The sequence below is a fragment of the Oricola indica genome, assembly GCF_019966595.1.
GTDB lineage: Bacteria > Pseudomonadota > Alphaproteobacteria > Rhizobiales > Rhizobiaceae > Oricola > Oricola indica.
Genome location: NZ_JAINFJ010000004.1, coordinates 218,350 through 236,537, shown reverse-complemented (window position 1 = coordinate 236,537; position 18,188 = coordinate 218,350). Strand labels below are relative to the sequence as shown.

Genomic DNA, 18,188 nt, shown 5'->3' with positions numbered 1-18,188 from the left:
CCCGGCCTTTTCCGTTCTAACGGTTCCGCATGCCGGAACGGTCCGGCCCAGGAGGAGAAAATCCATGAATGTCATGACCAAACCCGAAGCGGGCCAGCACGTCTCGCCCTTCAAGCAGCGCTACGACAATTTCATCGGCGGCAGGTTTGTCGCCCCGGTCAACGGCCGGTATTTCGAAAACACCACGCCGGTCACCGGTCAGGTGATCTGCGAGATCGCGCGCTCCGACGCCGCCGATATCGATTTGGCGCTCGACGCGGCGCATGCCGCCAAGGATGCTTGGGGTCGCACTTCGCCCGCCAACCGTGCCCAGGCGCTTCTCAAGATTGCCGACGTGATGGAAGAGAACGCCGAACTGCTCGCCACCTGCGAGACCTGGGACAATGGCAAGCCGATCCGCGAGACCATGGCCGCCGACATCCCGCTGGCGATCGATCATTTTCGCTATTTCGCTTCCGCCGTGCGCGTGCAGGAAGGCACGATGGGCGAGATCGACAATGATACGGTCGCCTATCATTTTCACGAACCGCTCGGTGTGGTCGGGCAGATCATTCCGTGGAACTTCCCGGTTCTGATGGCCGCCTGGAAGCTGGCGCCGGCGATCGCTGCCGGCAATTGCGTCGTCATGAAGCCGGCCGAGCAGACGCCGGCCACCATCATGGTCCTGGCCGAGCTGATCGCGGATATCCTGCCGGCGGGCGTGCTCAATATCGTCAACGGCTTCGGCCTCGAGGCGGGCAAGCCGCTGGCGTCGTCGCCGCGCATCGCCAAGATCGCCTTTACCGGCGAGACCTCGACGGGCCGGCTGATCATGCAATACGCCACCGAGAACATCATCCCGGTCACGCTGGAACTGGGCGGCAAGTCACCGAACATCTTCTTCAAGGACGTGATGGCGGAGGATGACGCCTTTTTCGACAAGGCGATCGAGGGTTTCGTCCTCTTTGCGCTCAATCAGGGCGAGGTCTGCACCTGCCCGTCGCGCGCGCTCATTCACGAGGATATCTACGACGCCTTCATGGAGCGCGCCATCGCCCGCACCGCGGCGATCATCCAGGGCGATCCGCGCATTGCCGAGACGATGATCGGCGCGCAGGCGAGCTCCGAGCAGAAGGAAAAGATTCTCTCCTATTTCGACATCGGTCGTCAGGAAGGCGCCGAAGTCCTGATCGGCGGCGAGGCGGCGGATCTCGGCGGCGACCTGTCGGGTGGCTATTACATCAAGCCGACGATCCTGCGCGGCCACAACAAGATGCGCGTCTTCCAGGAGGAGATCTTCGGGCCGGTGGTTTCGGTCACGACCTTCAAGGACGAGAACGAGGCGCTCGAAATCGCCAATGACACGCTTTACGGCCTCGGGGCTGGCGTCTGGTCGCGCGACCAGAACACCTGCTACCGCTTCGGCCGCCACATCCAGGCGGGCCGGGTCTGGGTCAACAACTATCATTCCTACCCGGCGCATGCGGCCTTCGGCGGTTACAAGCAGTCGGGTATCGGCCGCGAGACCCACAAGATGATGCTCGACCACTATCAGCAGACCAAGAACATGCTGGTCAGCTACAATCCGAACAAGCTCGGCTTCTTCTGACCTTCTCCTCCCAAAGAAGCCCGGGGCCCCTGCGGGGGCCCCTTTTCGTCAGCAGGAGGCGGCGGACATGACGAAACACCCCAACCGGGTCGAGGCGACGGACGCGGCTCGGCAGCTGATTGCGGACATCCGGCAGGAACACCCGGAGATCATTTTCCACCAGTCCGGCGGATGCTGCGACGGTTCCTCGCCAATGTGTTACCCGGCGGCCGATTTTCGTGTCGGCGCGAGCGACGTGAAGCTTGGCGAGATCGACGGCGTCGCGGTCTATATATCCGGTCCGCAATTCGCTGCCTGGAAACACACGCAGCTGATCCTCGACGTGGTGCCAGGACGCGGCGGCATGTTCTCGCTCGACAATGGGCGCGAGAAGCGTTTCCTCGCCCGTGCGCGGGTCTTTACGCAAGAAGAACTGGCGGCGCTGGAAATGGCCTAGCTCCCGGCGGGCAGCGCCTTTTCGGCGGCGCGGCAGCCAAATTTCGAAGGCGGGCCGCACCACGCCTTCAGCCGCGCCGACTGCGCCGGCGACCAGCCATCCGGCGGCGCAACCTCGGCCCAACTGTCGATATAGTCGTCCACCACGTAGTTGTGCCCATAGCCCAGCGGCAGATGTTTCGAGACGGCCATGTCGAAGGCCAACTGGAACTGCGTCACGACGGGCATGAAGCTCAGCTCCGGAGAAACATCCGGTGCCGGCGGTTCACGCATCCAGACGGGCCGGTTCAACAAGGCGTTCCGGTCGAAGAAAACGATCGGGTCGGAGGCGTATTGCAGGAAGACGATGCGCATGCGCCCCCATTGGTCGCCGTTCTCGCCGGGTTGCGCATATTGCGAGGCGAAGCGGAACAGTTCGCCGTTCCCGACCCGAGGAAGGACGAAGGGCGAACCGGGATCGCGCCGCGCGACCGCGCGCCGCCACAGGTCCGAGGTGAAGGGCGGGCCGGACCACAGCGCGCCGTCGATCGGGTCGTTGACCATCTGGAAGATGTCGAAGGCGTACATGGAGCTCCATGCACCGAGGCTGATGCCGTGGATGTAGAATTTCGGCCGGGTTTCGGCAGGGAGCGTTGTCCAGTAGCGGTAGATCGCGTCCATCGTCGCAGTGGCCTGATCGAGGCCGGAGGCGGTGTCGAAGACCAGGGCGAGTGGCGATTGCAGGTAGGAATACTGCACGGCGACCGTCGCGACATCGCCGCCATGCATATATTCGATCGTGTCATGCGCGCCCGGGTCGAGCCAGCCCGTGCCGGTCGGGCTGGAAACCACCAGGATTTCGCGTTCGAACGCGCCGACGCGTTTCATCTCGTCAAGCGCGATGCGGGCCCGTTCCTCCGGCGTGTCCGCCTGGGCGCGTCCGACATAGACGCGGATCGGCATTTTCGCCGCCTCGCCGGTGAAGGCGCCGATGTCGCCGGCGTCGGGACCGTTCAACACGAAGTCGCGGCCCGGCTTGCCCATCGCGCCCCAATCGACGAGCGAGGCGACACTGCCGGCGATGCGCGGATCGGAGGGCGGCGGGCGCTGCGGGTCGAAGAGGTCCTGCGCGGCCTCGTAGGAATCGTCGGCGAAATTCATCAGCGCGGGGGTGATGCCGTCGCGGGTCACCACGATCAGGATCAGGGCGACTGCGACGAGGCCAAGAACATTGGCCGTGCGCCTGCGCATCACCCTGTCCAGCCGGTTGCGGACCAGGTCGTAGAGACGGCGCACAAGAAACCCGATCAACAGGCAGAGAAGGAAAACCGCCGTCGCGAGAAGGAACAGGCGCAGCGTATGAGCCTCATCGGTTGCTTCCATGCCGACGCGGACGCGCACCGAATTTTGCCAGTCGGCGGCGCGGAGCAGATTCCAGAGCGCAAGGCTCGCAGCGGGGAGAAGAACGATCGCATCGCCGGCCGTGGCCAACCGGCCTCGGGGCAGCGGCAGTTCCATCAGACGCCACACCGTCAGCGACAGGCGCCCGACCATATAGCCGATGCCCGCGACCAGGCCCGCAAGCACACCTTCGAGGAGCCATTCGCGGGGAATGAGGGAAGGGGTCAGGGCAGCCGCGAAGAACACGAGCCCGACAGAGAGCGGCAGCACCGGAATCGGTGTCTCGCGAATCGGATGATAGTCCTTTTCGGCCATGGTTTCCCCGTGATGTCGCCGGTTGGATTTTCCCTCAGCCAAGCGCGCAACCGCGATTGTGATGCATGGGTTTCAAGCGGACAAGGCATGCGCGGAACGATGCATGCCCGTCCGCGTTTTCGAAAGAGAGCGGCGGGCCGCGTCAACCGGGCGTGGTGGTACAGGGCACCGGTCAGGTTTTCCCGGTTTCCCGCCGGGCCCAGGGAACGGCTCCCACCCTTGTCCCACCCGGCCCGCCGCTTCACAGATCCTCGGGCTTGTCTCCTATCAGGTATCTCGGGCCGGCGCCTTTGTTCGCGGCGCGGTCCTGCGGATTGTAGAGCGTGCAGTCGGTCAGCGAGAGGCAACCGCATCCGACGCATTTGTCGAGCCGTTTGCGCAGCTCGGTCAACGTCTCGATCTTGCGGTCGAGTTCAGCGCGGAATGTCTCGCCGATCCGGGTCCAATCCGCCTTGTTGGGGGTCCGGCCGTTCGGCAGCCTGTCCAGCACCTCCCTGATCTGCGGCAAGGTGAAACCGAATTGCTGGGCGATCAGGATGAAGGAGAGGCGACGGATGTCGGAGCGCAGGAAGCGCCGCTGTCCGCCGGTATTGCGCTCCGATACGACAAGGCCCTGATCCTCGTAGTAACGGATAGCGGAGACCGCGATGCCGGTGCGTCGCGCCAGCTCGCCGATCGGCAGGCGGTCGGTCGCTTTCAGGGTCATGATAACTCCTCTGAAAAATAGCTTGACCTCAAGTTAACTTGAGATCGTAAACAGTGCAAATCCGAAATCCCGATATGGAGAAAATCATGGCCCAGGCGGCTCTCGAGCATGTCAACATTACCGTTTCCGACCCGGAGAAAACCGCGCAGCGCCTGTGCGAGCTGTTCGACTGGAAAATCCGCTGGAAGGGGAGCGCCAAGTATGAAGGCTTCACCGTGCATGTCGGCGCGGAGGACAGCTATCTCGCCGTTTACGCCAAGGGCACGCCGGGAGACCCGGCCGCGGAAAGCTATTTCACACGCGGCGGCCTCAACCATATCGGCGTTACCGTGGACGATCTCGACGCGGTGGAGGCAAAGGTCAAGGCGATGGGATACGCGCCATACAACCATGCCGACTACGAGCCCGGCCGCCGCTTCTATTTCGACGATGAGGACGGTATCGAGTTCGAGGTGGTGAGCTACGCGTGAGTTCTCTCGCCTGCGTGCGGGAAGAGCAGCCGGCGCTCTTCAGACCAATTCGCCGAGATCGAGCGTCTGTCTTGGCGTCCAGCCGAGCGCTTTCAGCCGCGAGCAGTCCATCGCGTTGTAGGCGGAGGCGTCGGAGGGGCGAGGGAGCGGACGGTCGATGCCCGCAGCTTGCGAGTAGCTGGCGAGCAACTCTCTGCGGTCCAGAAGGAGGTCCGAGACGTTGAAGACGAGGCTCGGCGAGGCGGCGCGGATCGCGTTTCCGTCCTCCTCCAGCATCAGCCGTACGGCTCTTGCCATGTCATCGCCATGGACCTCGGTGCCGACGCGCGGCGCGATGTCGATGCCGGCTTCGTAGTCGGCAAACAACCCCGCCCATTTGTGTGCCCGGCCCGGTCCGGCGGGGCCGTAAATCCCGGTGACGCGCAGCGAGGCGGGCAGGAAATCATCATCCGCCATTTGTCGCAGCGCGTTCTCGACATCCAGTTTCACCGCTCCGTAGAGCGTGTCCGGATGCGGTTCGGTCTCCTCGGTCAATCCCGCGCCGGGCGGCTGCGTCCCGTAGATCGCCCGGCTCGATAGGAAGACGGCGCGGCCGACCCCCGCCTGCCTCGCGGCCTCGAAAAGCGCCAGCGATCCCTCGACATTGAGCCGACGAAAGGTCTCCGGATCGTCTCCCTCGCCGCCACGGAATTTCCCCGGCACATGATGAAAAGCGGCGTGGACGAAACCGTCGGCGCCCTCGAACAGTCCGGGCGAGGCGTTTTCAGGGTCGAGATCGCCCGCGATGAAATCCACAGGGGCCGAAAAGAACCCATCGTCGGGTCTTGTCCTGCCCATCACGGTGACGGTGTGCCCACCCGCCAGCAAGGCTTCGACGATGAAACGGCCGGCATAGCCGGTTCCGCCGGTGACGAGGACGTTCATTCGGGCGAGGCCGGATTGGCGAGCGTGTCGATATCCGGGATGTTCTCGCCGGTGCGATATGCCTGCCAGAGATCGATCAGGGGCCGCAATTGCGCGCGTTTCGGATGATCGGCCTGCCAGGGCTTTTCATACTGGTAGTGGACGACATGGACGGATTTCCAGTCCCACAATTCCGGCATGTTGAACCAGACATATTGCAGCATGTTGTCGAAGACCGGCAGGCCGTGCCATTGCGGAAAGAAATCCTGCAGGAAGGTCTGGTCGGTGCGTCGCCAGAAGATGTCCGGCCGGTCGAGCCGCTGCATCATCGCGGCAAAGGTTGCCTTCGAGGGTTTTGCGGTGAAAACACCGGAATTCAGCCGGTGGAAGTCGCCAAGCCCCTCGTAGACATTCGGCGCCGCGGAAAATTCCGGATAGGCGAACAGCCGGTCGATATTGCGGACCACGATGGCGTCGGCGTCGATGAAGACGCAATTGTCGTATTGTTCGAGTTCCCAGAGCCGCAGCTTGGCGAAATTGTCGAGCGGGGTGTGGAAGGCCGGCTTGTTGCCCTTGGTGAAGGGCGCGTCCGCATGCAGCCGGTCGCGCTGGTGGCGGGCGTTGAACTCAGGCGAGGTGTCGAGCAGTTCCGCCTCGATGCAGCGCGCGCCGAGCGCCTTCAGGGGTTCGAGACCCTTCGCATCGACCGCGCCGGTATGCAGCACGACGATATCCGCCTTTGTGCCGGTCAGCGCGATGGAGCGGACCAGCGCGATCGCGGCATCGGCGTAGTCGCGATTGGTGACGAGCGTGACATAGGCGTTTCGTTCGGCGTTGGCGGTCATGACGATCCTGCTGGCGGTCCCTGTTGGCGGGTGGCGGTGAATGTGTTCAATGAAGGCCGCTACCGGGAGACGTTTCAGTGCATGTGATCGACAATATCAAGACCATTCACGACGGCTGGGGCCGGTTTCATCTGGTGACGATGAAAAGTCCGGACGGATCCGAGCATCCCCGACAGGTCGAGGATCATGGCGACGCGACCTGCGTGCTGCCCTACGATCCGGAGCGCCGGGTCGTCACGCTGGTGCGCCAGCCCCGCGCCGGGCCGCTCTTCGTCGGCGCGGACGCGCTGCTGCTGGAAGCGCCAGCGGGTGTCACCGATGGCGAGGACCCCGCCGATGCCGCGCGGCGCGAGGCGATGGAGGAAACGGGGCTCAGGCTCTCCGATCTTGAGCCGGCGGGCGCGCTGTGGACGATGCCGGGCTGCGCGACAGAGAAGATGCATCTCTATCTCGCCCCATATGGCGCAGCCGACAGGGTGGCCGCGGGCGGCGGCGCGGAAGACGAGCATGAGGAAATCGAGGTCGTCGAGATGCCGGCTGCCGAAGCCGTCCGGCAGGCGGCCAGCGGTGAAATCTGCGACATGAAGACCGTTTTCCTGCTGCAGGCGTTGCGGTTGCGCCGTCCTGAGGTGTTCTGATCCGGGTCAGTTCGCCAGCAATCCGGCGATGACTGCAACAATCGTGATCCCGACCAGAATCGCAACCTGACCGCGCGGCGCCTTCGTGCCGCCACTGGCGAACAGCGTGGTCGTCACGCCGAGTGTTACAAGCCCGATCACGAGGCCCGGGAGCGCGACGAGCGGGGCCGGAATGGCGACACCCGTGGCATATAGCCAGAGCATCCATGCGGTCGTGCCGGCTGCCGCCATCAGCGCGCCGCCGAACAGGCGCATGAAAGCACCGATGACAGTGCGCACGCCCGGGTCGAGATCCTGCCAGGCCTTGCCGGTAACTTGCTGATGATAGGGAAAATAGGTTTTCGCCAACAGGAGCTTCAGCGCGAAGGCGAAAGTTCCCAGCGTTGCCAGCGCGAAGAGCGCGATTGAAACCGTTTTCATGTCTGTCCCCTCCCGGTGCGCGACTGGTCACGCTACGGAAGGCTAACACGAAAAAGACCTCCGGGCCTATGGCCCGGAGGTCCGCATATCAGGGATATCGCGAGGAACTGGGCCGCAATCAGGAAACCGACTTGAGGCGCTTGCCTTCGGGATCCTTCTCGACCGTCTTGGCGATATCCTTGGTCCATGCGGACACGGCGGGTACGCGGCTGCGGTCGACGCGGTAGGCGAATTTTTTGGCGACGTCGACGACTTCGTCGAGCAGCCCTTCCTCCAGCGTGATCGGGTCGAGGCCGAGACCGAGGAACTTGTCGTTCTTCACGATCAGGTCGTTCTCGGCGGCCTCCTTGCGCGGGTTGGGCAGGTAGGCGACTTTCGCACCGGTCATCTTGGAGATCATCTCGGCCAGGTCGCGGACCCGGTGGGTCTCTGTCATCTGGTTGAAGATTTCCACCTTTTCGCCGGCCTTCGGCGGATTGTTCAGCGCGATCTCGATGCAACGCACCGAATCCTGGATGTGGATGAAGGCGCGGGTCTGGCCGCCGGTCCCGTGCACCGTCAGCGGATAGTCGATGGCGGCCTGGATGAGGAAGCGGTTGAGCACCGTGCCGTAGTCGCCGTCATAGTCGAAGCGGTTAATGAGCTGCGGGTGCTTGCGGGTCTGCTCGGTATGGGTGCCCCAGACGATGCCCTGGTGCAGGTCGGTGATGCGCAGCCCGTCATTCTTGGCGTAGAACTGGAACAGCAATTGATCGAGGCACTTCGTCATGTGGTAGATCGAACCCGGATTGGACGGGTAGAGGATCTCCTGGGAGACCGTGTCGCCTTCCAGCGTCTCGATGCCGACCGGCAGGTAGCCTTCCGGAATCGCGGCCCCGATGGTCGAGTAGCCATAGACGCCCATCGTGCCGAGATGGACGAGATGCGCGTCAACGCCGGTCTCGACCAGCGCGTTCAGCACGTTGTGCGTCGCGTTGACGTTGTTGTTGACCGTGTAGTTCTTGTGGCGGTCGGATTTCATCGAATAGGGCGCGGCGCGCTGTTCGGCGAAATGGATGATCGCGTCGGGCTTGTGTTCGACGAGCCACTGCTTGAACACCTCGTAGTCGCGGGCGAGGTCGATCAGGTGGAAATGGATCTTGCGGCCGGTTTCTTCATGCCAGATGCGCGTGCGCTCCTGGATGGAGTCCATCGGCGTCAGGGACTGAACGCCCAGTTCGGTATCGATCCAGCGACGCGACAGGTTATCGACGATATGGACTTCATGGCCCTGGTCGCTGAGATGGAGCGCGGTCGGCCAGCCGACGAAGCCGTCGCCGCCGAGAACTGCGATTTTCATGGGTATCTTCCTGATTCCTGACGTCGTTGATGCCTGATAAAAGCGTTTTGTGACAGAAATGAAAAGCGGCTGTCACATTTCTCCGCCTTTAACAGGATTTCGTTGCGAAGGCGCGTGTTTTGGGATATGCGGCGACCAAGTATCGCACGGGAGAGACCGGGTCCACACAGGAGCCGGCGCCGAAGGAGCAACCGCCCCGGAAACTCTCAGGCAGAAGGACCGTGCGATCGGCAACAATCTGGAGAGTGGCGGCTTGCCGCCCACCGAAGGAGAAAGCCCGAGCCGGACGGTCCGGCCAGCGGCATCCAGCCAAATATGGCGGAGCCCCGGGCAAAGCTCTCAGGTTCCTGACAGATGGGGTGTGAACCGAAAAAGCGCGCGAAGCGCCGGTTCGCCATGGTCATCTGAGAGGAACCGACATGACCCGAATAGCAGTCATTGGCGCCGGCATTGCCGGAACGACTTCCGCATGGTCGCTGATCCGCCGCGGCTACGACGTTACCCTGTTCGACCGCCAGCGTTACGCGGCGATGGAAACAAGCTTCGCCAATGGCGGCCAGCTTTCGGCGTCCAATGCCGAAGTGTGGACCCACTGGTCGACGGTGCTCAAGGGTCTGAAGTGGATGATGCGCAAGGATGCGCCGCTTCTGTTCGACCCGAAGCCCGGCTGGCACAAACTGTCGTGGGTCGCCGAATTCATCGCCAGCATTCCGCACTATGAGCGCAACACGATGGAAACGGTGCGTCTCGCCCTGGCCGCGCGTGGCCATATGGAGCGGATGGCGCAGGAGGCCGGCATCGAGTTCGACCGCGAAAAGCGCGGCATCCTGCATGTCTATCGCGATCGCAAGGGTTTCGATCACGCGGCCAAGGTCTCGCAGCTCTACGCGCAGGCGGGTCTCGATCGGCTTCCCGTTTCGCCGAACGAGATGCGGCGGATGGAACCGGCGCTGACCGGCGATTTCCATGGCGGCTTCTACACCGAGACCGATTCGACCGGCGATATCCACAAATTCGCGACGGGTCTCTCGGACGCGGTCGGACGGTCCGGCGGGCGTTTCGTCGGTGGGGCGTCGGTGACGCGTCTCCAGCGCGATCCCGACGGCGTGACCGTGTGGTTCGAACAGGGCGGTGAACGTCATGAGGAACGCTTCGACGGCATCGTGATCGCCGCCGGCATCGCCAGCCGGGCATTCGCCGCGCAACTGGGCGACCGCGTCAACATCTATCCGGTCAAGGGATACTCGATCACCGTCAATCTCGACGAGGCCGAGAGCCGCGCCGCCGCGCCGTGGATCAGCCTGCTCGACGACGACGCCAAGATCGTCACCAGCCGGCTCGGCGCCAACCGCCTTCGCATCGCCGGAACCGCCGAATTCACGGGCGAGAACCGCGACATTCGCGCTGACCGGATTCGCCCGCTGACGCAGTGGTGCGAAACGATGTTTCCCGGCGTGAGCACGGAAAATGTCGTGCCGTGGGCCGGCTTGCGGCCGATGATGCCGAACATGATGCCGCGTTTCGGACGTGGCCGTGCGCCGCGCGTGTTCTACAACACCGGTCACGGCCATCTCGGATGGACCTTGTCGGCCGCGACCGCCGAGGCGGTGGCGGACGTCATCGGAAACGACCTTCCGAGCGAAGGCCGCGCGCCGTTCTTCCGTCCGGTTCTGGTCGCCGCCGAATAGCGCAAAGCCGCATTTCAGCCCGCCGGACACCGTTCGGCGGGCATTTGTCACCCTAACGTGACTTTCTGTTGAACCGGTGAGCGCCTATTCTCGGGGTCATGAAGGGAATGGGTGGCATTCGGTGAAACGGACTTTCGCGATAACGGCAATTGCCGCAAGTCTTCTGGCACTGTCTCCGGCGGCCGCGCCGCAGGCGGATGAAAGCGTGCAGAAGCCGCTCGGCGTCGTCGAGCTCTTCACCAGCCAGGGCTGCAATTCCTGTCCGCCCGCCGATTTGGCGCTCGCCAAGTTCGCGGCGCGCGATGATGTGGTCGCCCTGGGCTACCATGTCGACTATTGGGATTATCTCGGCTGGCAGGACACGCTGGGTTCGGACGCCAATACACGGCGACAATACGAATATGCCGAAGGGCTGAACCGTCGTGGCGTCTACACGCCGCAGGCGGTCATCAATGGCCGGTCGCATACCAATGGCGGGCATTACCGGGAAATTTCCGAGATGATGGCCCGCGACAAGGACCGCGGGCTCGGCCTGACCGTCGGACTGAAATTCGAGGATATGGGCGACCGCATGCGGGTGAGCGCCGAGGGCGCGCCGACCGGCGGCGACAAGATCCATCTCGTTCTGGTCTATTTCGTCCGGCAGGCCGATGTCGCGATCGATCGCGGCGAGAATGCCGGCAAGACGATTTCCTACGTCAATGCCGTCACCGACTACCAGACCATTGGAATGTGGGAGGGCGAGGCAATGACGGTGGATATTCCGCGGTCGGAACTTGCCGCCAAGAATGCCGATGGCTGCGCCGTCCTGCTCCAGAAAACCACGAAAGGCGGCCGTCCCGGTGCGATCATAGGCGCAGCCATCCTTCCCCGCCAATCATCCTGACGCTTTTTGAGCGAATATCGGCAGATCGCGAAAGCAAGGTACGGACCGGTGCGGTGTGGCATCGGGGGGCTGGGGGGCTAGAGGTTTCCAATACCTCAACCGAACCGGTCCTTCGGTGACAAAGCCTAGCGCCGTGAACCGGCTGCCACCTACCTTGCTAGTTGCGCTCCCCGAAACTTGTCGCGGAACACAATCGGCAACACCCAAAAATTCATCCGCAATCCGGGCCGAGTTGTGTCTCAACTGCGGCGAAAAGGTGTCAGGGATTCACTGATCGGAACACGATGTTCCAAACTGTGAGCGAAACGGCAAGAAATTGTTAAGGATTTGAAATCGGTTCTGTGATGCGATTTTTCGTTCACGCCCTTGCAACCACGCCAAAACACGGCAAACTTCCCATACGAACCAGCGGGAGAAGGAATGTCCGAGGACGAAATATCAAAGGGCGCGGTCCGGCTACGGGAGGAGAGCACGGATCGGGGCGAAAAGGTGGTTCCCCTCCCGACGGCCGCGACAGGCCGGCAGGCCTTCGAAACAGTCCGTTTCGACCGCCGCGAACTGGACCAGATCCTGAGAATCTACAGCCTGATGGTGGGCGCCGGCGAATGGCGCGACTACGCCATCGACAGCCTGAAGGACCGGGCAGTATTCTCGGTCTTCCGGCGGGCGTCGGAAAGTCCGCTTTACCGCATCGAGAAAAACCCGAAACTGGCGCGCAGACAGGGCGCCTACAGCATCGTTTCGGCCTCGGGCATGGTGATGAAGCGCGGCCAGGATCTCGCAAATGTGCTCAAGGTCTTCGACAAGCCGCTGCGAATCGTCGCCTCGAACTGATCTTGGTCAGCGCGCGTTCGCGGGCGGACGATAGAGCGTTCCCGGATAGGCGTTCTCGTCGGGCGCTGTCGTGTCGCCGCCATTCAGCGCTTTCTGCATCAAAACCGTATCGAGCCAGCGGCCGAACTTGAAGCCGGATCCCTTGAAGGTGCCGATCATCTCGAAGCCGAGGCTTTCATGCAGGCGGATCGAGGCGACATGCGCCGAGCCGCCGATGACCGCTATCACCTGCCGGAAGCCGAGTGATTCCGCACGGTCGAGCAGGGCGATCATCAGCGCGCGGCCGGCGCCCTTTCCCTGCAGTGCGGGGTCGATATAGACCGAATTCTCCACCGCCCAGCGATAGGCCGGCCGGGTCCGGAAGGCGTTGGCGTAGGCGTAGCCGGCAATGCCGCCTTCATCCGTTTCCGCGACGATATAGGGATAGCCGCCCGCCAGAACGGCTTCCTGGCGTTTCGCCATTTCCGCCTCGTCCGGCGGGTCCAGTTCGAAGCTGGCGGTGCCGTTGAGGACGGCGTCGCGGTAAATGGCGGTGATGGCGAGAATGTCGGAGGGGCGCGCGTCGCGGATCGAAAGGGCGGGCATGAAATCGGGCCTGGAGATGCTGTCGCGCCAGTGAAGCCGTTTTCGGCGCGCCGCACAATTGAAAAAGGCGGCCCGAAGGCCGCCTTTTTGGGTCGGAATACCGACTTGTCCTATTCGCGGTTGCCGAGGAACTGCAGCAGGAACATGAACAGGTTGATGAAGTCGAGATAGAGGCGCAGCGCGCCCATGATGGCCTTGCGGCCGGCAACGGCTTCGCCGTCACCCTCGTAATACATCTCCTTGATCTGCTGCGTGTCGTAGGCGGTCAGGCCGGCGAAGACCAGAACGCCGATCACGGAGATCGCGAACTGCAGCGCGGACGATGCCAGGAACAGGTTCACCAGCGATGCGATGATGATGCCGATCAGGCCCATGAACAGGAACGAACCCATCGCCGACAGGTCGCGCTTGGTCGTGTAGCCGTAGAGCGAAAGTGCGCCGAAGGCCGTCGCGGTGATGAAGAAGGTCTGGACGATGCTTGCCGCCGTGTAAACGAGGAAGATCGACGAAAGCGACAGCCCCATCAGGCCGGCAAAGACCCAGAAGGCCATCTGCGCGCCCGAGACGCTCATCTTGTTGATGCGGGCGCTCAGGAAGAACACCATGCCGAGCGGGGCGAGCATCACGACCCAGCGCAGCGGCGAGCCGTAGAGTGCACTGCCGACGCTGGTCAGCATCTTGCCGTTTCCGAGCTGTGCGACAGCTGCGGACGGATCTGTCGTGGTCGCGAGCATCATGGTTCCGAGTGCGGCGAAACCGGTGATGGCGAGACCGAGCGCCATCAGGTTGTAGACGCGGATCATGTAGGCACGAAGGCCCTGATCGATACTCGCGTCGTAAGTCCGAGCCTGGCCGGCGCGCGCGTTCATGTTTCGAAGGTCAGCCATTTTATCCTCTGTGCTTCTCAAATCCCGTCGGGTGTCCGGCCGGCGTCAACATGCCGTACCGCGGCGCCGCTGGCGGGACTCCAGCATGCCTGTGGGTAATATGATGTGCCAATGCGGCGCAGACAAGACCGCGCATGCGCGAAAAGGTGCCGCACATATTCGTCATTTCCCCGCCCGGAGGGCTGCCGTACGGCATGGTTAAGGAATGATTGCCGGAATTCCTACAAATTGCGCAAAACCGGGGCGGCCTTCTGTCCGAGGATGCGCCATGTGCCCGCGAGCCCGAAACCGACCGTCAGCACGAGCGCGGTGACCAGCGTCCCGGCGGCGACACCCGGCAGCAATTGCCAGGGCAGGTTCATGATCTGCGTGATCACGAACCATGCGGCAACCCCGCCCGCGAAGAGCGCAAAAAGCGCGGTCGCCGCCCCGAGCATGAGATATTCCAGCGAGAAGGCTCCGATCAGCATTCTGCGGGTCGCGCCGAGCATTTTCAGCACGACGGCATCGTGAACGCGGGCCCTGTTTCCGGCGGCAAGCGCGCCGCCCAGCACGAGCACCGAGGAAATCAACGCGACGGCGGCAGCCGCCCTGATCGCGGTGGCAAGCTGGCCGATCAGCCGGTTGACGAGATCGATCGCATCCTTGACGCGTACCGAGGTCACCGCCGGAAAGGCCTGCGTCACGTCGCGCAGGATCCGGGCTTCGCGCGCCGTGTCCGCATCGGGCAGGGTGAGCGTGGCGAGCCAGGCATGCGGCGCGCCGGCAAATGTGTTCGGCGAAAAGACCATCACGAAATTGATGGCGAGCGATTCCCACTGGACCTGGCGCAGATTGGCGATGCGGGCGGTGATGTTGCGGCCGAGCACGTTGATCGTCACCGTATCGCCAATGCCGATGCCAATCTCGCCGGCTTCCTCGGCGGAGAAGGAGACCAGCGGTTCGCCGGCATAGTCCTCCGGCCACCAGTCGCCCTCGGCCAGCGTCGAATTTTCCGGCAAGACGGGCGAATAGGTGATGCCGCGGTCGCCGCGCAGAACCCAGCCGCCTTCGGGCGGGAGCTCCATCGTCGCGACGTCCTGTCCGTTGAGTTCCACGATGCGTCCGCGCAGCATCGGCACGCGCTGGAGAACGGCTTCCGAACCGGCCTCGTCCGTCAGCAGCGTCGAAAAATCCGAGATGATGTCGTTCTGGATGTCGACGAAGAAGAAGTTCGGCGCGCGCTCGGGCAGGTTTCCGGAGATCTGGCGACGCAGATTGCCGTCGATCAGTGCGAGGCTGACCAGCAGCGTCAGGCCCAGGCCGAGCGACAGGACGACGGACGGTGTCAGCGCGCCGGGGCGGTGGATATTGCCGATGGCGAGGCGGAGCGAGGTCGAATGCACGCGCGGCGCACGTTTCGCCAGCAGCTGGACACCGATCGAAACCGCCCGCAGCACGCCGAAGGAAAAGGCGATGCCGGCAAGAAAGGTCATCGCGATATTCCGGCTGAACGACGTCTCCACGGCGAGCCACGCCAGAAGCGCGATCAGGAGGATCGCGGCGGCGAGATAGGCCGGTCGCGGATTGGTTTCGCCGTCGAAGGTCTGTTCGCGGAAGAGCGCGGTCGCGGGAATATCGCGGGCGCGGCCGAGCGGCAGGATCGCGAAGGCCAGGGTGGTGATAACTGCGAAGGCCGTGGCCAGCGCCAGCGCCCCGGGATAGAGCCCCTGGCTTGCGGGGAGCGGAACGAAATCCGCCAGCGCCCATGCCGCGACCCACGGCATGAGCGATGCGAGGACGAGGCCCATCGCGATGCCGACCCCGGCGATGGCCAGGATCTGGATCAGATAGACCAGCGTCACGAATCCGCCCGGCGCGCCGAGGCATTTGAAGGTGGCGATCACATTGCGCTTGGAATCGAGGAAGGCACGCACCGCATTGGCGACGCCGACGCCGCCGGTCACCATCGCGGTGAGGCCGACCAGGGTGAGGAACTGCGCGAAGCGTTCGATATTGGCCGTGAGGGATGGCGCGGCATTGCCGCGATTGCGGATCGACCAGCCGGACGTGCGGTATTCGGTGTTGGCGCGTTCCTCGATGGCGCGCAATTCATCCGTCGTCGTTCCGGCAGGGGTCCGGATCTTGTAGACATACTCGACCAGAGAGCCGGGCTGGACGAGCCCCGACGCGTCGAGACCGTCGAGCGAGACCAGAAGGCGCGGGGCGAAGGCGAAACCGTCGGAAACGGCGTCGGGCTCGCTTTCGATGACGGCCCGCAACTCGAATGTCGCATTGCCGAGCCGGACGCGGTCGCTGGTTTCGAGGCCGAGCCGGTCGAGCAGTATCTGCTGGGTCGCGGCGCCATACACGCCATCGCGTTCGCCGAGCAGGTCGTCTCGCGCCATGTTCGGCCGCGTGACGAGCTCGCCATAGAGCGGGTAGGCCTGGTCGATGGCCTTCAACTCGACCAGCGACTGATCCGACTGGTCCTCGAGACGCGCCATCGAGCGCATGTCGGCCAGAACGGCCACGTCGCCGAGAGAATCGAGGAAGGCGTATTCGTCGTCCGTGGCGGTGCGGTGGTTCAGCTCGAAACGCAGGTCGCCACCGAGGATGACCTGGCCTTCCTGTTCGATCCCTTCGGTCACCGATTGCGATACGGCATTGACGCCGCCGATCGCCGCCGTGCCGAGCGCGATGCAGGCGAGGAAAATGTAGAAACCGGACAGGCCTCCGCGCAGTTCGCGCAGCGCGAAACGGAAGGCGAGCGCAATGCTGCGTCGAAGCGGCATCCGGTTCATTCGGCCGCCTTGTCGAAATCGCCGCGTTCGCGGACCTGGCCGGAATCGACGGAAAGCTGGCGGTCGCACTGTCCCGCAAGCTCGGGGTCATGGGTGACGAGAACGAAGGTCATGTCGCGTTCGCGCTGCTTGGCGAACAGCAATTCGGAAATCAGGTGGCCGGTCGCGCCGTCGAGATTCCCGGTCGGTTCGTCGGCGATCAGGATTTTCGGATCGGGTGCGAGCGCACGCGCGATGGCAACGCGCTGCTGTTCGCCGCCGGACAATTGTCCGGGATAATGCGTCAGCCGGTCTTTCAGGCCGACAGCGGCGAGTTCGGCCTCCGCCTTTTCGAAGGCGTCCCGCTCGCCGGCCAATTCGAGCGGCACGGCGACATTTTCCAGCGCGGTCATGTTGGGGATCAGGTGGAAGGACTGGAAGACGATGCCGATATTCTGGCCGCGAAAGGCGGCGATGGCGTCCTCGTTCATCGTGTTGAACGTTGCGCCGGCAACCGTCACGGTGCCCGAATCCGGGCGTTCGAGGCCCGAAAGGACCATCAGAAGGGTCGTCTTGCCGGACCCTGACGGCCCGACCACGCCAACCGATTCGCCGCGGCCGATTTCGAGGTCGACGGATTTGAGCACATGGACGGCGTTGACGGCGCCCCCAAGCCGCAAATCCACGTCGGTGAGGGAAATCAGCGCTTCTGTCACGGGAAAACAGTCCTATATGTGCGGCGATTGGGTGAAAATGGTATCGGACACGCAATGTTCAAATCTTTAATCCGCATTTTTCTCCTTGCGGGCGCGTTGGTTGGCAGTGTTTCAGGTGCCAGCGCGGACACGCTCAAGGGTGTCGGTTTCGGCGACAGCCTTATGGCTGGCTACCAACTCGCGCCAGGCGAGGGGTTTCCGGAGCAACTCGAGGAGGCTCTCAAGGCACAAGGTCACGATATCGTGATCGCCAATGCCGGCGTTTCCGGCGACACGACGTCCGGCGGGCTTGCGAGGCTCGACTGGTCGGTGCCCGACGATACGGATTTCGTGATTCTGGAACTCGGCGCGAACGACGCGCTGCGCGGCGTCTCCCCGGACCTCACGCGGGAAAATCTCGACGCAATGATCTCCGGGCTGAAGGCGCGGGGCGTCGATGTCATCCTTGCGGGCATGCTGGCGCCGCCGAATATGGGCGATGATTACGCCGCGGCCTTCAACCCGATCTATCCGGACCTCGCCGAAAAACATGATGTCACGCTCTATCCGTTTTTTCTCGACGGCGTGACCGCGCAGGAGGACAAGCTGCTCGCCGACGGGATGCACCCGAATGCGGTCGGCGTAGCGGAGATGGTCGGGCGTTTTCTTCCGCTCATGGAGGATTATCTCGCCGGCCGCGAAAGCTGAGGCCTGTGGAGCGGCGAAACGCCGCCGGAATTTTAGCCTTGCACCGCCGGGCGGTCCGTGATTCGATTCAGCTGTGGACAGGGTGATTTGCCCGTCACGCCACG

The 18,188-nt window shown here is 63.4% G+C and carries 18 protein-coding genes and 1 riboswitch; of the genes, 8 read left to right on the top strand and 10 right to left on the bottom strand.

Annotation, left to right across the window (positions count from 1 at the left end; translation table 11 throughout):
• The first annotated feature begins 73 nt into the window (after window positions 1-73).
• Both adh and LC343_RS12765 read left to right on the top strand, forming a co-directional pair.
• Window positions 74-1,588, top strand: a complete 1,515-nt coding sequence (adh, locus tag LC343_RS12770) for an aldehyde dehydrogenase (protein ID WP_274384788.1) — start codon at window positions 74-76, stop codon at window positions 1,586-1,588.
• A 67-nt stretch (window positions 1,589-1,655) separates the two neighbouring features.
• A complete protein-coding gene (locus LC343_RS12765) occupies window positions 1,656-2,024 on the top strand; it encodes a DUF779 domain-containing protein (protein WP_223477523.1) in 369 nt (122 codons plus the stop codon).
• On the opposite strand, the gene LC343_RS12760 is transcribed toward LC343_RS12765, so the two are convergent.
• Together LC343_RS12760 and soxR are read right to left on the bottom strand one after the other, a co-directional pair.
• The gene (locus LC343_RS12760) at window positions 2,021-3,718 is read right to left on the bottom strand and encodes an alpha/beta hydrolase (protein ID WP_223477522.1); all 1,698 of its coding nucleotides are present in this window, start codon (window positions 3,716-3,718) and stop codon (window positions 2,021-2,023) included. The genes LC343_RS12765 and LC343_RS12760 overlap by 4 nt on opposite strands.
• Window positions 3,719-3,959: 241 nt before the next feature.
• Window positions 3,960-4,424, bottom strand: a complete 465-nt coding sequence (soxR, locus tag LC343_RS12755) for a redox-sensitive transcriptional activator SoxR (RefSeq protein WP_338018586.1) — start codon at window positions 4,422-4,424, stop codon at window positions 3,960-3,962.
• A gap of 86 nt (window positions 4,425-4,510) precedes the next feature.
• On the opposite strand from soxR, the gene LC343_RS12750 reads away from it, so the two are divergent.
• Window positions 4,511-4,894 (top strand): VOC family protein, encoded by a 384-nt coding sequence (locus LC343_RS12750; protein ID WP_223477521.1) that lies wholly within the window; start codon window positions 4,511-4,513, stop codon window positions 4,892-4,894.
• 39 nt (window positions 4,895-4,933) lie between these two features.
• Here the strand turns inward: LC343_RS12750 and LC343_RS12745 are convergent, their stop codons facing one another.
• Window positions 4,934-5,818, bottom strand: a complete 885-nt coding sequence (locus LC343_RS12745) for an NAD-dependent epimerase/dehydratase family protein (RefSeq protein ID WP_223477520.1) — start codon at window positions 5,816-5,818, stop codon at window positions 4,934-4,936.
• A complete protein-coding gene (locus LC343_RS12740) occupies window positions 5,815-6,642 on the bottom strand; it encodes a glycosyltransferase (RefSeq protein ID WP_223477519.1) in 828 nt (275 codons plus the stop codon). Before LC343_RS12740 ends, LC343_RS12745 begins: the two co-directional genes overlap by 4 nt.
• Before the next feature lie 77 nt (window positions 6,643-6,719).
• Between LC343_RS12740 and LC343_RS12735 the strand changes: the two genes are divergently transcribed.
• Entirely contained in the window at window positions 6,720-7,280 is a 561-nt protein-coding gene (locus LC343_RS12735; protein WP_223477518.1) for an NUDIX domain-containing protein, read from the top strand.
• Between the two features lie 6 nt (window positions 7,281-7,286).
• On the opposite strand, the gene LC343_RS12730 is transcribed toward LC343_RS12735, so the two are convergent.
• Window positions 7,287-7,700 (bottom strand): hypothetical protein, encoded by a 414-nt coding sequence (locus LC343_RS12730; RefSeq protein ID WP_223477517.1) that lies wholly within the window; start codon window positions 7,698-7,700, stop codon window positions 7,287-7,289.
• Window positions 7,701-7,818: 118 nt separating this feature from the next.
• Window positions 7,819-9,039 carry an NAD-dependent epimerase/dehydratase family protein gene (locus LC343_RS12725; RefSeq protein WP_223477516.1) on the bottom strand — a complete coding sequence of 407 codons (1,221 nt, stop codon included), beginning with the start codon at window positions 9,037-9,039 and terminating at the stop codon, window positions 7,819-7,821.
• Between the two features lie 137 nt (window positions 9,040-9,176).
• Window positions 9,177-9,271: riboswitch (glycine riboswitch) on the top strand.
• A 187-nt stretch (window positions 9,272-9,458) separates the two neighbouring features.
• Between LC343_RS12725 and LC343_RS12720 the strand changes: the two genes are divergently transcribed.
• The 3 genes from LC343_RS12720 (at window position 9,459) to LC343_RS12710 (ending at window position 12,447) form a co-directional block, all read left to right on the top strand.
• Entirely contained in the window at window positions 9,459-10,727 is a 1,269-nt protein-coding gene (locus tag LC343_RS12720) for a D-amino acid dehydrogenase (RefSeq protein WP_223477515.1), read from the top strand.
• Window positions 10,728-10,848: 121 nt separating this feature from the next.
• Window positions 10,849-11,613: a DUF1223 domain-containing protein gene (locus LC343_RS12715; protein ID WP_223477514.1), complete on the top strand. Its 765-nt coding sequence runs from the start codon at window positions 10,849-10,851 to the stop codon at window positions 11,611-11,613.
• 420 nt (window positions 11,614-12,033) lie between these two features.
• Window positions 12,034-12,447 (top strand): DUF2794 domain-containing protein, encoded by a 414-nt coding sequence (locus LC343_RS12710; protein WP_223477513.1) that lies wholly within the window; start codon window positions 12,034-12,036, stop codon window positions 12,445-12,447.
• A gap of 6 nt (window positions 12,448-12,453) precedes the next feature.
• Here the strand turns inward: LC343_RS12710 and LC343_RS12705 are convergent, their stop codons facing one another.
• From LC343_RS12705 to LC343_RS12690, 4 genes are all read right to left on the bottom strand, one after another.
• Window positions 12,454-13,032 carry a GNAT family N-acetyltransferase gene (locus LC343_RS12705; protein ID WP_223477512.1) on the bottom strand — a complete coding sequence of 193 codons (579 nt, stop codon included), beginning with the start codon at window positions 13,030-13,032 and terminating at the stop codon, window positions 12,454-12,456.
• A gap of 110 nt (window positions 13,033-13,142) precedes the next feature.
• Entirely contained in the window at window positions 13,143-13,919 is a 777-nt protein-coding gene (locus LC343_RS12700) for a Bax inhibitor-1/YccA family protein (protein ID WP_223477511.1), read from the bottom strand.
• Between the two features lie 221 nt (window positions 13,920-14,140).
• A complete protein-coding gene (locus tag LC343_RS12695) occupies window positions 14,141-16,693 on the bottom strand; it encodes an ABC transporter permease (RefSeq protein WP_223477708.1) in 2,553 nt (850 codons plus the stop codon).
• Between the two features lie 5 nt (window positions 16,694-16,698).
• A complete protein-coding gene (locus LC343_RS12690; RefSeq protein ID WP_223477510.1) occupies window positions 16,699-17,397 on the bottom strand; it encodes an ABC transporter ATP-binding protein in 699 nt (232 codons plus the stop codon).
• A gap of 54 nt (window positions 17,398-17,451) precedes the next feature.
• On the opposite strand from LC343_RS12690, the gene LC343_RS12685 reads away from it, so the two are divergent.
• Window positions 17,452-18,084 (top strand): arylesterase, encoded by a 633-nt coding sequence (locus LC343_RS12685; protein ID WP_223477509.1) that lies wholly within the window; start codon window positions 17,452-17,454, stop codon window positions 18,082-18,084.
• Window positions 18,085-18,188: the final 104 nt, after the last annotated feature.